The sequence below is a fragment of the Paraglaciecola aquimarina genome (assembly GCF_032464635.1).
Classification (GTDB): domain Bacteria; phylum Pseudomonadota; class Gammaproteobacteria; order Enterobacterales; family Alteromonadaceae; genus Paraglaciecola; species Paraglaciecola aquimarina.
On record NZ_JAWDIO010000002.1, the window covers coordinates 73,124 to 87,931 of the forward strand.

A 14,808-nucleotide genomic window follows, 5' to 3' on the forward strand; every position below is an offset into this window, starting at 1 on the left:
TTCTGGAGAAAATTAAACAGAGCCCATTACTCAAGGAGTTGAACCACAAACATAGATCAATAACATTACCCTACCGTTCCAAACCACAGTCTGCACCAATGCAATATTTAGGCTAAAATCCAAAAAAGTTTTCATAAAGTCACCTCATAAAAGTATGACTTTATAGTATTTTTATAACCTTAAGATTTGCTTATCTCAAACTGATAAATGTCAATCTAAGCCGGTTTTTTAGCCTAGTTAGCTTATATTCAACAAGTAAAAATCGCACAGCCAGCCGCTCATGCACCACTTACAGTCAGCGCCAACTTGCACGATTGATTAGTTTGTTGCGCACGTCTAAAACTGGTTCGAATTTAATACGCAATTCTTGATTTTTAGCGGTTAATCATTGGGACTAGGTACTAAGCTTAGTTAAATAAAAAATGAGTGTTATTTGCCCCCTGTCAAGCCAACTGTGGTTGTAGTGAGACGACTCTATTAAATTAGACTAAAAGTAGAGAAAATGAATTTGAGATATTTATTACAGCGACACAGTAAACGTTATCTTCTGGCCAACTAACGAGACTGAAATGGTTGCTCCTAATTTTATACAGTAGGATTTTACTATTGCTAACCCCAATCCAAATCGCTCCGTTGATGTTCTAGATTCGTCTTTTTGCCATAAAGGAGCAAAGAATAACTGTAAATCAGCTTCTTGGCATTCCTGCCTGCTGATATTCGATATTTTTATTATTGCTTTGTTGTCTGCGGCTCTCGATATCAATACATCAATAGCGGTGCCACTAGGACTATAGAAAAATGCATTATTGACTAGATTTGAAAGCACAGTATCTAATGCAAACTTATTAATTTCAATGGCAAGTGGCGTTGCATCGTGGAGTAGATTTACCGGTCGATTATCGACATTTTCTCTATCGATAATATTGCTGAGCAGTTCAATCACATTCACATTGCTTTTAGTTAACTCATGCGTGCTGCTACTTTTTTGCAATAACATGATGCTATTAACAATATGTTTTAAGCGAGAAGAAATTTCATACACATCAGTAGCCAGACGATCAGTAATTTGTTTTTCATGAGGGAACTTTAAGGCCACTTCGCTCAGGTTTAAGAGCTCAGCTATTGGGGTTTTAATTTCATGAGCAATGTCAGAGGTTATACGTTGCTCCCGCATATATAGACTATGGTTTTCTATTATAAATTGATTGACACCTTTCGCTATCGGGACAAGTTCTTGCGGTAAGGTTTCTACTGAAACTTCTAAGTTGTCAGAATTTAAACTTATTCTGCTCAGTTGATTATTGAATTCATTTATTGGTTGCAAACTCCTAGTAACAACAACTTTGACAATTTTTCTAACGGCAAATACAGCTAACATTGAAGTAACAATAAAAATGACGTCTACAAACCACAGTACGTAGTCCAGCTCTTCAGTACTTAGTGCATAGGCAAACTCCATTGGCCGTTGATGTTTTGCAATTTCTTCACTGGTAAAGCCTAACCGTCCCCTAAGTTCAGAATCAATTTGAGGCAGAAATTTTGTATAGAGCATTCTGCCAGCCCTTCCATCGGGAAGTGTGATATTTTGAAAAACAGAGCCACCAATTATAACATTTAGTCTTGGTAAATCTTTAATTTCAAATAACTCTAAAGTATCAGAGCGTTCAAACACTTCATTTTTATACCAAAGTTGGAAATACTCAGGGTTTTCTTTACCTTCAAATTCCAGCATAAATTCACCTGCAAAATGGAACTCTAGTTCATCTTCGTTTTCTTTGACTAACGTTTCTAGTAGTCCAGCCTTGTTAACCATTGCGCGGTCGAATTGGTCGCTAATCCAAGTGTCGACACTAATATCAGTCGCGAGTAAGATCGATATTAACAAGATTGAAATTGAAATAGATAAATAGCGACTCAGCTTTTTATGAATGGAATTCACTCGATGCTCTTTACGTAATAACCAAAACCTCGTTTGGTTTTGATGGGGAGCTCGTAACCAATAGCTTTTACTTTCTTTCGAGCAGATGAAAGATGGGCTTCCAGAGAGTTTTTTGCAATAGCATCATATTGTCCGGCAAGGTACTCACTGAGTTTTTCTGGAGAAATCACTTTTCCTTGATTGCTAAACAAACACTCGACAACTTTGTACTCATTGGGGGTCAAATTTGCGTCTGTATCACCGCATTTCAGCATTTTCAGATGTAAGTCCAAGGTAATTGGACCAATGCTGATGTTGCTATCGTTTACATTCAAACTACCTCTGCGCATTAAACAAAGCAACCTGACGTGCAGCTCTTCAAAGGAAAAAGGCTTGGTGAGATAATCATCAGCACCGTTAAGCAAGCCCTCAACTTTATCCCCCGTAAGATCTTTCGCGGATAAAATTAATACGCGAATGTCTTTTTCTGTTTTTCGAATAGCCTTTAAAATCGAAGTACCGTCTACTGAAGGTAACATTAAGTCTAATATCAATAAGGAGTAATCCCCAGCTAAAACCATACTTAAACCTTCAGAGCCATCGCCCGTGTCATCGACAGTAAAACCTAAATTGGATAACCCAACCCTTAAGCTTCGCCTTAGTGATGTGGAGTCTTCGATAATAAGAACTTTCAATGAACTATGCCTTTAAATAAATATTTTTCAAAGTATCTTAACAAACTTAAGATTAACTGAATTTACACTTAATTTAAGGTGATTTCCTCCTCGATACACATGAAAAAAACGACACTAAGAAAAAATCTATCTAAAGGTGCTGATATGTCTACTCCAAAGATCCTATTGAAAGCAATGAATCGAGGGAGACTAACGAGTAAAAACCTGCTCAGTCATGACCGAGCAGGTTAATAAAACACTGCGAAATCGCATTACAGTTCTTTTTCGGCAAACTCGGCTAAACGACTACGTACTACCCCATCTAAATTAAGCGTGGCACTGCCAGAAAAGTTTTTGAACCTTTCCACTATGTAAGTTAAACCTGATGTTAGCGCACTTAAATAATTGCTATCTATCTGCGCTAAGTTACCGCTGCAAATTAACTTCGTCCCTTCTCCACAACGAGTGATAATCGTTTTAAGTTGTGCCGCCGTTAAGTTTTGTGATTCGTCTAAAAGCACAATAGCATTTTGAATACTGCGACCACGCATGAAGTTAACCGACTTAAACTGAATATTGGCTTTTTCCATGATGTAACTCATCGAGCCTTTCACGTTTTCATCGTTTTTATGTAGTACTTCTAAACTGTCAGTAATAGCTGCTAACCAAGGTGCCATTTTTTCTTCTTCGGTACCCGGTAAAAAACCAATCGACTCAGCAATTTCTGGCGTACTTCGGGTGACAATGATTTTGTCGTACATGTTACGTTCGACAACCATTTCTAACGCTGCAGCGAGAGCCAATAAGGTTTTACCACTGCCCGCTGGGCCGGTAAGAATAACTAAATCAATATGGGGATCGAGTAAAGCATGTAAGCCCATTGCTTGGCCGATGTTTTTCGGTGTAATGCCCCAGGCTTTGCGCCCCATTAAGCGTTCGTAGCCTAAGTCTAAAACGTCTAAACTATCTTTAGTTACCGACTCGACTATGCCTGCAAAATGTTGACTATCATCTAACAAAAACTCATTAACGTAAGCCTCAGGTAATACTTTTCTATCAATGGTGTGAATAGTATCTCGGCCTTCGGTACGACTATCCACCGCTTTGATTGTATCCCAAAAATCACCAGAAAATTGATGGTAGCCTTTAGACAAATATTTAATATCAGAGATCAACTGATCGGTACGATAGTCTTCAACATGTCCTAGCCCAGCCCCTTTAGCTTTGAGTCGCATGTTGATATCTTTAGTGACCAAAATGACTTGCCTAGGGCTCATTTTGGCTTGTAAATGCAGGGCACTGTTAATGATACGATTATCATTTTCGTTGCTGGTGAAAACCTGCTGTGACACAGGCATACCATGATCCACGAATATCGATAAGGCTCCCACAGGCGCATTGTCACCGGCAGCTAAACCTTTCATCGATACGCCACGCATTAACTCTTCTGGCGTCGCGTCATGGAGCAGATCTTCCATCGCTCGAATCGATACACGGGCATCCCGAGCAACGTCTTTCTTACTGTCTTTAATGTGATCGAGCTCTTCAAGAACTGTCATAGGAACAACGACGTCGTTTTCTTTAAACGATAAAAAAGCGAGAGGTTCGTGGAGGAGAATATTGGTGTCTAACACATAGATTTTTGTTTCAAGTACATCTTTTCTTGGCATCCGGCGCTCCTAAAGATTTGGCGAACAAACCTGTAATTTCACTTTCATTAAGTCTCAGGGTGCGAATGGTAAACAACTGAGCTTGAAACAAAACGAACTACAGGTCTACTATCAATCAAATACAATTGATATCTCAACAGTAAACCACTTTCTTATGACAATCATCTACTTTTGCATCTACTTTTAGAAGTACAGGCAAATATTTTTGTTACAATGCGCGCCGCAAATTTTTAGACTGAGGATAACACTATGGCTAAGCAAAACTTTTTTGCACTCGGACAACGCTGGTTAAGCGACACTGAAACCGATTTAGGGTTGGGCACTATAGTGTTAATTGAATCTCGTACAATTACCCTGTTGTTTCCGGCTACCGGTGAAAGCCGCGTGTATGCGGCACAAACGGCACCACTCACTCGCATCGAATTTGTGGTGGGCGATACCGTTAAAAGCCATGAAGGCTGGGAAATGGAAGTTGAGCATGTAGAAGAAATAGACGGCCAACTTATTTACATAGGCGAGCGCACCGATAACCAAGATCCTGTTATCCTCAAAGAAACATTTATTGATCATCACTTTCAACTCAATCAACCAGAGCAACGTTTGTTAAACGGTCAGTTCGACGATCCCAAATGGTTTGATTTAAGAGAGCAATGTCTAACACATCAATTCGAGCACAATACATCGCCACTATTAGGCTTTGTCGGTGCGCGGGTTGACTTAATTTCCCACCAACTCCATATCGCCTCTGAAGTAGGGCGTCGTCACGCACCTAGAGTGTTGTTGGCCGATGAAGTTGGTTTAGGTAAAACCATAGAAGCGGCACTTATTATTCACCAGCAAATACTTACTGCGCGAGCACAACGAGTATTAATAGTCGTGCCATCAAGTCTGGTCCACCAATGGCTAGTTGAAATGCTACGCAGGGTGAACTTAGCATTTTCTGTATACGACGAAGAACGCTGTGAAGCCATGGCTGAAGATGCCAGTAATCCATTTGATGCAGAGCAATTGATAATTTGCAGCCTCGATTTCCTGACTCACAATAGTCGTTATTATCAACAAGCTATGGAAGCGGATTGGGACTTGATGGTAGTAGACGAAGCTCACCATTTAATTTGGTCCGAAGGCCAGCCTTCACAAGAATATCAAGTGATCGAAGGCCTAGCTAACATCACCAAAGGCGTGCTGCTACTTACCGCCACACCCGATCAATTAGGTCACGAAAGTCACTTTGCTAGATTAAAACTTCTCGATCCTGCTCGCTTTCATAACTACCAAGATTTTGTTAACGAAGAGAAAAAATACAGCCAATTAGCAACAGCAATTGAACCACTGTTGACAGGTGACACGCTTTCACCAGACGATATTCAAGCCATTAGCGAATTTGCTGAGCCTGGATTATTAGAAAATATTAACCATGCCAATGCCGAGACTAGAACTAAGTTATTGCATACCTTGCTTGACCGCCATGGCACCGGCCGTATGTTGTTTAGAAATAGTCGAGCCGGAGTCAGCGGCTTTCCTAGCAGAAAGTTGTTTAGCTACGCGTTAGTGCAACCATTGGAGTACGAGCTACTGTTGGCCGAACAGCCGGATAATTTGCAATTACAGCTGACACCAGAACGTCATCCTGACGTGGTTAACACTTGGGTAGACTTTGACCCAAGAGTAGAATGGTTCATAAACCAATTGAAAAGCCTAAAGGGTGAGAAAGTCCTGACTATCTGCGCCAATGCCAGCACAGCAATGCAACTTTCAGAAGCACTTAGGGTAAAAGCCGGCACCCGCTCAACCGTCTTTCACGAAGGCATGAGCGCTGTAGATAGAGACCGAGCGGCGCATTATTTCGCGCAATCAGATGATGGTGCGCAAGTACTAATATGTAGTGAAATTGGCAGTGAAGGGCGCAACTTTCAATTTGCCCATCATCTAATATTATTTGATTTACCCTTGGTCCCGGATTTACTCGAACAACGAATAGGCCGCTTAGATCGTATTGGCCAGAAACATGATGTGTGTATTCACGTACCTTACTTTGATATGAGTGCTCAGCAAGTTTTACTTGATTGGTACCACTTAGGCTTAGGCGCATTTGAGCACACCTGCCCAACAGGCATGATAGTTCACCAAGAGACCGAAGAACTGTTAGACGCATGTATTCAAGATCCCAGCAACATCGCCGCATCTGAGCAACTGATCAATCAAACAGCCAGTTTGCACAAAGCCCTAAAGCAAAAATTAGAGCAAGGTCGCGACAAGCTACTTGAGTTAAATTCATCGGGACAAGGTCGTGTGGATGGCTTTTTACAACAAATACTGGATGCCGAACAATCCCCTAAACTTGAATTGTTTATGAGTCGTTTATTCGACGGACTGGGCTTTTTACAAGAAGATCACGGTGAGAGTTGTTATTTACTACGCCCTACCGAGACCATGATTAGCCCACTACCGGGTTTAGACGAAGAAGGCATGACGGTAACTTATGAACGTACCACCGCCACTTTACTAGAGCATGTGCATTTTTTAAGTTGGGATCACCCGATGATCCAACATGCCATGGATATGTTGACAACCGATGTGATTGGTAAGAGTTCGGTCGCTTTTTGCCATGATAAAAGCCAACCCTCTAGCGCTTATTGGATTGAGTGTCTATTTGTTTTGTCAGCCAAAGCCGACAAACAATTGCAGTTAGCAAGGTTTTTACCGCCTACTCCAGTTAAGGTCTGCGTTGACGCTAAGTTCAATCTTTCAGATAAACACTTTATCCAGCTAGAGCCAGTCAAAGCGAAAATGGGCAACCAACTTATCAATGCATTAAAAGCGCAATTGATAACATGTTTAGAGCAGGGGCAAATTACCGCCAACGCCAAAGCTGAACAAGTCAAAGCAAGCAGGATCGCTATTATGCAAGAATTATTAGGAGATGAGCTCACTCGACTGCAAAGCTTACAACAAGTGAACCCCGCTATTCGCGATGAAGAAATTGAGCACGTAGCTTCGCAAATCAGTAGCTTAGAAACCACCATGAATAGCGCCAGTTTACACTTAGAAGCGGTACGTTTAATTGTGAATAACCCACAATAATATGGCTATTCTAAACTACTCCCCTCCTACCAATCCATACTTAGATATCGTCTATCAAGATGACGATATCTTGCTGTTAAACAAACCAAGTGGGTTATTGAGCGTACCTATGGCAAAGCAGCAGAGCATAAAGACAGCTTACAAAGCCGTGTGCAAACCGTGTTTCCTACAGCAACGGTTGTGCATAGGCTTGACATGGCGACATCAGGCTTAATGGTAATGGCATTAAATAAAGCGGCTCATAGACATATCTCTAAACAGTTTGAATTGCGCGAAACCAGCAAAACATATGTGGCTGTGGTCTACGGCCGATTAGCGCAAGAGAGTGGCCAAGTGGATTTACCATTAATTTGTGATTGGCCGAATAGGCCGAAACAAATGGTCGATCATGAAAGAGGTAAGAAAGCACTGACTCACTGGACAGTATTACAAAGAAATCAACAAACCACTCGAGTAGAGTTAAAGCCTGTAACAGGCCGCTCACATCAACTTCGGGTACATATGTTAAGTCTGGGACACCCTATAATTGGTGACCGTTTATACGCTCATCCACAAGCACTTCAAATGGCAAACAGATTACACCTGCATGCCTTAACCTTGGGATTTCGTCATCCACAAACTGAAATGAAATTACATTTTGAGACTGATGCACCTTTTTAAGCCGCTGATATTTTGAAATTAAAGAACTTGGTCAACCTTTCCGATATAAAGTCAAACAAACCACAAAAGTGTATTTATCATCAAATATTGTTTCATTATTGTCGCCCTTTTATGTTGCAATTTAAGCTTTGCAGCAATAGATAGCCGAGTGCTTAGGCAGTTGGATATTCAGCGCGACTTATTTCCCGATGAATATAAAAGTGTAGAGATTGAAGGTCGACAATATTTTTACGTTATAAATGAAAAGACAACCCCACTCACACGCGGAATCGCAGTACTCATAGCAGATTCTGGTGTATCCATGCTGAGCCAACAAGGTTTGGCACCACTAAGCCACAGATTGAACACATTTGGTTGGACAACAATACTATTGTCGGCGCCTGACACAGCATTTACTGCTGCTAATATGGCTGCTCCAGCGCAAGAGGGCGCTGCAGAAATACCTCAAACAGAACCAACAAATCCAGCCCCAGATGACGCAGATACAGACGCTGTAACTAACACAGAAGCCGACTTAGCTTCCGACGACAAACTGACTGACAAGCGCACAATACCCCCGCCCCACAGCAAGACAGCAGAAAGTGATATTGACGCCATCATTTTTGAGCAACACCAACAAGACCTCATTTCGCTGCTAAAAGTAGCCGAAGGACAAGTCGATGCGTATCCCGGATTTTACCTAGTCATAGGGCAAGGTACATCGGCGGCTTGGCTTGCAAAGATATTTGCTGAAGCAAAATCGAAAACGCCTGATGCCTTAATCGCTATCAGTGCCTTTTGGCCAGACAGGACGTATAATCAATTATTGCCGACATTAATGTCGGCCACCTCATTGCCAGTGCTAGACATTTATTCAGCGAGTGACAACGAATGGGTCTTAAGCACAGCTAACACTAGGCAAACTACCGCCACTACCGCGCTTAAATTGCATTATCGGCAAAGACAACTCTTAGGCTCTCCCCGTTCACAACAAAAGGCCGATTATTTGGCCAAAGAGGTACACGGTTGGTTGAGCAATATGGGATGGTAATAGACAGTATTCGTCGCCTTATTAATTTCGAGCTGAATATTTTGCCAAATATTGAAATAACACTATACTTTAGTCTAATGCCAACTCTTAAAGTGAAACTCATTAACTCGTGCCCACCGTCGATATATTCATAAAGAACAAAGCAAAGCAGCTTTCCTTCTATGTCAGGGAATTCTTACAAGGCAATATCCCCTATGCAGAATTAAATCTGTTCTTTTGGGACACCATGGAAGAATGGACACAAATAAAGAGTGGCAAGCAAACCCCTTATGAAAAAACAGAGCAGGTATTCTGGCACATAATGCATCAAGTACATTATTGGCCACAAAAACCTTACGTGAAGATGACTTTCTTAGAAGTGAACTAGAGATTTGCCTGACATTTCTTGATGGTGAAAACACCTATCCTCTACCATTAGACTGTATTGGTATTCGTCCTTAGCTTTTCTGACAGGTACCCCCCCAAAACTTCATTCTAGGGCGGGCTTGCTTTATCACTTAACACTACATGGCCATCGGGTTAAAAGGTAAATCCCGGTAACGTTTACCCGATGCCGCAAATACGGCGTTACTTAACGCGGGTGCAAAGGGGCCGACTCCTTACTCACCTAATCCTGTTGCATCAGCATCGCTTTGAATAAAATGCACATTCACTTTTGGCATTTCGTTGATACGCAATACCGGATATTGATGGAAGTTTGAATTCACTACTGCACCGTCTCTAAACACAATTTCAGTGCGCAAGGCCAAACCCATTCCCATCACTACTGCGCCTTCCATTTGCGCTGCTGCGCTGTCAGTATTTAATACTTGGCCGCAGTCTACGATGGCATCTACTTCTAGTACTTTAATGTCGTCACCATTCACTTCAACCCTTACAGCCATTGCCACATAAGATTGAAAGCTATAATGAACTGCAATGCCCAAACCTTGATTCTTAGGCAAACTATCTCGTTCGGCCCAATTTGACCGCTTGGCGGCTAAAGCTAACGCACGCTTTGAACGCATCACTTGTTCGGCTTTCTTTTTATTTTTATTGTTATCGTAAATATTATTCAGCATAGTGACGGTGTCTTTTTTGGCCTGAAAAGCCAATTCATCCGCAAAAGTACCAAAAGCAAAACCATAGAAAATCGCATAAACAGCCCGGTACCAACCAATGCGAGTATGGGCGATAGCTTGCCCAGTTTCGCTGCGGGCATTGGCAATGCCAAATGGGTGATTTAACACCTCGGCAATATCCCCTTTCCTCGCTCTATCTGTAGATGGGTCAAACAGTGAAGCAATTGGTGGAAAAGCTACTCTGTGTAACCAGCCACTAACATTGCCATCTTGGTCAAATGAAGCTTGGATATGCTGAGCATTAATCGAATGGAAAAACCAGTACGCATATCTTCTTCACGTGACCAGGTTAGTTGTACTGGGGCCTTTACCGTTTGGGATAGCACGGCTGCTTCATGCACATAGTCACACTTAAATTTACGACCAAATGCGCCCCCCGCCATAGTCACATGCACTAATATGTCTTTGGCGTCGCGTTTTAAGTATTGCGCCAGTACTTTTTGAATATCAGCTGGACTTTGCGTAGCCGCCCACACCTCACAACTGTCATCCTGTACCCATACCACACTGGCGTTCGGCTCCATAGGCGAATGGGCAAGATGACCACCAGTGTAGGTTGCTTTGACGATGTTTTTTGCTTCAACAAAAGCTTGCTCAACATTACCTCGTTCTTTCCCTAACTCCGCCGGTGATTCTACATTTTTGACCAACTGCGCTTTATAAGCCTGAGTATCATAACTGCCGTTTTTTCCCGTATCCCAGTCTATTTTCAATAGTGCTAGTGCTTGTTGCGCTGTCCACGTGTTGTCTGCAACCACTGCCACCCCACCAATAGAGCCAAATGGCACGTCGAATCTGGGAATTTCAACGACATCAATGACCCCTTGCATAGCGAGGGCAGATGCCTTATTGCCAACACTTTTTAACCTACCTCCCAAAACAGGGCAGTGAGTAATTGCAGCATATTTAAGGCCGGGCATTTTGGTATCTACACCATAGGTCAATTTGCCTTGTATGATGTCTTTCAGATTATGTCTAGCGAGATCTTTGCCTATATATTTGTATGCTGATTTTTCTTTTAATTTTGGCTTTTGTGGTACTGCCATCGTGGCGGCAATGCTAGCTAACTCGCCGTAAGACAACCTCTGTTGATTCCCTTGGTTTATCACAAAGTGCTTTTCTGCTACACATTCGTTCGCTGGCACTTGCCAAACCTTTGCAGCCGCAGCGATCAGCATCAATTTTGCAGCCGCACCTGCCTCTCGCATGGGAATATACATTTTGCGAATACTGGCCGATCCGCCTGTCGCCTGTGAACCATATAATTGTTCATTACCGTCGGCTTGACGCACTTCTACCCGCGTCCAATCGGCTTCTAACTCGTCGGCTACAGCGGCGGGTAAAGCGGTGCTGATCCCTTGTCCCATTTCGCACCGACCACAATAAATTAGAGTGTCGCCGTTTTCCGCAATATGGACAAATGCATTGGGGTTAAAATTACCATCTGCACCATCTATAAATTCGGCCATAACGTGTTTGGGTACAGTTACCCCTAACACCAAACCACCAGCTGCTAAACCTGAACCTTTAAGGAAACTACGCCTACTTTCATTGCTGATAGACATTATTTTGCCTCCTTAAACAAAGCATCATTCTGCATGACTTCAGCAGCATCAATGACGGCTTGTTTAATCCGTTGATATGTACCACAACGACAAATATTACCTTGCATGGCATTGTCAATTTCATCACTGCTGGGCTCCTTGTTCGATGCTAAGAAGCTGGCGGCATTCATGATTTGCCCTGCTTGACAGTAGCCACATTGGGGCACCTTATTGTCGAGCCAAGCCTTTTGCAAGGGATGATCACCATTTTCAGATAAGCCTTCGATTGTAGTAATAGACTTGCCCGCTATCGCAGAAACGGGCAAAACACATGAGCGCGTAGCTTGGCCGTCTACATGAACAGTACACGCACCACACAAGCCCATTCCACATCCAAACTTAGTGCCGGTTAGTTCGAGTTTGTCACGTAGAAACCACAATAAAGGCATGTTGTCGGGCACATCTATCGAGTAACTTTTTTGATTGATTACAACAGATTGCGTCATAAGAGTAGATCCTCTGAGTTTGGACCCAAAGAGCCCTGACATTTAACAAATATAACTTATTTAAACATATGATGTTTTAAGTTGAAAAGCATTAATCGCTGTGTAGCGCATCTATCGGGTTGAGTTGCGAAGCCTTAATGGCTGGATACACACCAAAACCTATCCCCACCGCCATACAAATCGTCAACGACAAGACGATAGCGGTCATCGACCAACTCACCGCCCACCCCGAATAAAAGCCAATGACCTCAGATAAAATTAAACCGAATGCGATACCCAATAAGCCACCCAGAACAGAAATAGTGAAACTTTCGGCAATAAATTGCATTTTAATATTTCGCTGTGTGGCCCCAACAGCCCGCAATAGGCCGATTTCTTTGGTGCGTTCGAGTACATTGGCCAACATGATATTCATAATGCCGATCCCTCCAACAAGTAACGAAATACCCGCTACGCAGGCCATCACTATATTAAAGATTTGCTGAGTTTGTTTTTGCTGAGCAAGCAAGGCTGCTGGCACAATTATCTGATAGTCATCGGCTTCGCCATGGCGCAATTTAAACAATTGGCTCACCGCTTTAGCGGCCACCATAGGATCAGTGTCTTCGCTGATTTTTAGTTTCATTATGTCCAGTTCACTCGCCAGTGCTGGCCCATTTAGTTTTTTCAAACTTGTGCTCAGTGGAACAAAAACCTTCTCACCATCACCACCTATTTTCACACCTTGAAATTCGTCTTTGGCTAAGAAAGGGTTATTTAGCACGCCCACCACTTCGACCCACAAGTGATTCACTTTTATATACTGACCAATTGCTTCCCCTGTGGGAAACAAACGTTGCGCAGCCCCCGCCCCTAATACGGCCACCTGTGCCACAGTAGTGTTGTCTTGTTCATTCAATTCGCGGCCGACTTCGATTTTCATATTTGATAATTCGAAGTGGCTGGCACTCACTCCTAATACAGCGACGTCGGCAGATTGGTTGTCACTATAAACCGATTGGGTTTTAACATGCCTTTCGGCACTGTAACCTTCAACAAAAGGCAAGGTCGCTCTGGCCGCATCTACATCTGCTAGGGTTAAACCCAAAGACTCTTGGCGTATGTCTTTAAGTTCATCGTCAGCAAAGGTTTTACTCTCAACAATTAAGTTTCTTAGACCCATAGAGTCAATCATTTTTAGGGCTTGTTGTTCGGCGCCTTCGCCAATGTTCAGCATCGCAATCACCGCGCCCACGCCAAATATCATGCCCAGCAACGTTAACAATGTGCGTAATTTATGAGCGGCCATCTCAGCCAAAGCATCGAATACCAAAGGAATAAAATTACTCATGACACATTCTCCGGAATACTCAATGCAATCACGTCGCCATCAGCTAAGCCCTCAGACACTTCGACAAAATGCAGATTCTTCTTTTCGGTTTTAACTGTTTTACGAACAAAACTAGTGCCTTGTTGTAAGTAAACGTAGTTTTCACCACGCTCACTAAAAATAGCTTGCAACGGTATGAGGATGCTATTTTCTTCACCTTGCGCAAGTATTGTCGCCTGCACTTTACTGCCGGGTTTCAATTCGGTGTTATCGTCATTCAACGCCACAATCAACTCAAAATATTTTGTAGGATTCGCACGCTCTATCGTTCTAGAAAAGCCTGATACCGACTTAATCTTACCGGTTAACTGTTGTGCAGGATGAGCTTCTAAGCGCACATCTACTGGCTGCCCTACTTCTAGGCTAATAGCATTTTTATCTAAAACAAAAACCTTCGCCTGCATATGTTCTAAATTAGGTATTTTGGCAATCACACTGCTCAGGATAGACGGTTTGACCGACGCTGGGTTTTTCGCCACGCCAATTTTTTTGATACACCAACATACCATCAAACGGGGCGATAACTTCTAATTTGGCCAAAGCAGACTTATGTTGCTCATACTTGGCAGAATGCCCCTTTTTGCGAATATCGAGCACATCTACCGAACTCTGAATGCGCTCTCCTATGCTGTCTTTTTTCCAATCTATAAACTCATCTTTCGCCCCTAAATAATCTCGATTAGACAAGGTTTCAATGATTTCGAGTTTCGAATATAGACGTAAATCGTCAATGGCAAAGGCATCAACAAACTCATATTCTTTGCTAATAAATACTTTGTCTGACTGCAGCGCATTTTGCTGCTCATATTTTTCAGCTGTTTTAGAGTGGATATCTTCATCCAATAGCAGCATTTCTAATTCTTCTTTACGACTATCAAGAGTGAGCTTTTCACCGTCAAAACGCGCCACTACCTGCCCTTCTTTGACTAACGAATTCTCTTCTGCCATCCAATCAATGGTCATCGGACGTCGACCGGGAGCATTGATAAATTGAGCTTTCGAAGCCTCTAGTTCACCAAAAGCAGGGATCTCAATATTAAAGGCTTGATGCCTTACTTGGTAAGTTGGTGTGGTTGACCGCAGCTCCTCTGAACAGGCAACCAAGAGCAGCACACATGTCAGTAAACAATACTTCATGATGATTGCACCACTTCAATTTTGGCTTTCATTCCCGGACGCATGACATCTGGACGAGAGCCACCTAACTTTATTTCAACCTTAAACACCACTTC

At 42.5% G+C, this 14,808-nt stretch carries 12 protein-coding genes and 1 pseudogene; 4 read left to right on the plus strand and 9 right to left on the minus strand.

The genetic code is table 11. From position 1 onward, the window contains the following. Window positions 1-520: 520 nt before the first annotated feature. The 3 genes from RS130_RS01115 to RS130_RS01125 form a co-directional block, all read right to left on the minus strand. Entirely contained in the window at window positions 521-1,939 is a 1,419-nt protein-coding gene (locus RS130_RS01115; RefSeq protein WP_316024409.1) for a sensor histidine kinase, read from the minus strand. After that, on the minus strand, window positions 1,936-2,613 hold the full coding sequence (locus tag RS130_RS01120) for a response regulator transcription factor (RefSeq protein ID WP_316024410.1): 678 nt from the start codon (window positions 2,611-2,613) through the stop codon (window positions 1,936-1,938). Before RS130_RS01120 ends, RS130_RS01115 begins: the two co-directional genes overlap by 4 nt. A gap of 251 nt (window positions 2,614-2,864) precedes the next feature. Further along, window positions 2,865-4,262: a PhoH family protein gene (locus tag RS130_RS01125; RefSeq protein ID WP_316024411.1), complete on the minus strand. Its 1,398-nt coding sequence runs from the start codon at window positions 4,260-4,262 to the stop codon at window positions 2,865-2,867. A 249-nt stretch (window positions 4,263-4,511) separates the two neighbouring features. Between RS130_RS01125 and rapA the strand changes: the two genes are divergently transcribed. The 4 genes and pseudogenes from rapA to RS130_RS01145 all read left to right on the plus strand — a co-directional run bounded on the left by rapA (window position 4,512) and on the right by RS130_RS01145 (window position 9,403). Then, window positions 4,512-7,346, plus strand: a complete 2,835-nt coding sequence (gene rapA / locus RS130_RS01130) for an RNA polymerase-associated protein RapA (protein WP_316024412.1) — start codon at window positions 4,512-4,514, stop codon at window positions 7,344-7,346. Between the two features lies 1 nt (window position 7,347). After that, a pseudogene (gene rluA, locus RS130_RS01135) lies at window positions 7,348-8,006 on the plus strand (bifunctional tRNA pseudouridine(32) synthase/23S rRNA pseudouridine(746) synthase RluA). 148 nt (window positions 8,007-8,154) lie between these two features. Further along, the gene (locus RS130_RS01140) at window positions 8,155-9,036 is read left to right on the plus strand and encodes a DUF3530 family protein (protein ID WP_316024413.1); all 882 of its coding nucleotides are present in this window, start codon (window positions 8,155-8,157) and stop codon (window positions 9,034-9,036) included. A gap of 109 nt (window positions 9,037-9,145) precedes the next feature. Beyond that, complete coding sequence (locus tag RS130_RS01145) at window positions 9,146-9,403, plus strand: hypothetical protein (RefSeq protein ID WP_316024414.1); 258 nt, start codon at window positions 9,146-9,148, stop codon at window positions 9,401-9,403. A 232-nt stretch (window positions 9,404-9,635) separates the two neighbouring features. On the opposite strand, the gene RS130_RS01150 is transcribed toward RS130_RS01145, so the two are convergent. The 6 genes from RS130_RS01150 to RS130_RS01175 all read right to left on the minus strand — a co-directional run bounded on the left by RS130_RS01150 (window position 9,636) and on the right by RS130_RS01175 (window position 14,713). Beyond that, a complete protein-coding gene (locus tag RS130_RS01150) occupies window positions 9,636-10,265 on the minus strand; it encodes a molybdopterin cofactor-binding domain-containing protein (protein WP_316024415.1) in 630 nt (209 codons plus the stop codon). Between the two features lie 68 nt (window positions 10,266-10,333). Beyond that, on the minus strand, window positions 10,334-11,722 hold the full coding sequence (locus RS130_RS01155) for a xanthine dehydrogenase family protein molybdopterin-binding subunit (protein WP_316024416.1): 1,389 nt from the start codon (window positions 11,720-11,722) through the stop codon (window positions 10,334-10,336). Continuing rightward, window positions 11,722-12,207, minus strand: a complete 486-nt coding sequence (locus RS130_RS01160; protein ID WP_316024417.1) for a (2Fe-2S)-binding protein — start codon at window positions 12,205-12,207, stop codon at window positions 11,722-11,724. The genes RS130_RS01155 and RS130_RS01160 overlap by 1 nt, the downstream gene beginning before the upstream one ends. A 91-nt stretch (window positions 12,208-12,298) precedes the next feature. After that, on the minus strand, window positions 12,299-13,537 hold the full coding sequence (locus tag RS130_RS01165; RefSeq protein WP_316024418.1) for an ABC transporter permease: 1,239 nt from the start codon (window positions 13,535-13,537) through the stop codon (window positions 12,299-12,301). After that, window positions 13,534-14,010, minus strand: a complete 477-nt coding sequence (locus tag RS130_RS01170; RefSeq protein WP_316024419.1) for an efflux RND transporter periplasmic adaptor subunit — start codon at window positions 14,008-14,010, stop codon at window positions 13,534-13,536. The genes RS130_RS01165 and RS130_RS01170 overlap by 4 nt, the downstream gene beginning before the upstream one ends. After that, window positions 13,991-14,713, minus strand: coding sequence for an HlyD family secretion protein (locus tag RS130_RS01175; protein WP_316024420.1), 723 nt, complete (start codon window positions 14,711-14,713; stop codon window positions 13,991-13,993). The genes RS130_RS01170 and RS130_RS01175 overlap by 20 nt, the downstream gene beginning before the upstream one ends. Window positions 14,714-14,808 lie beyond the last annotated feature (95 nt).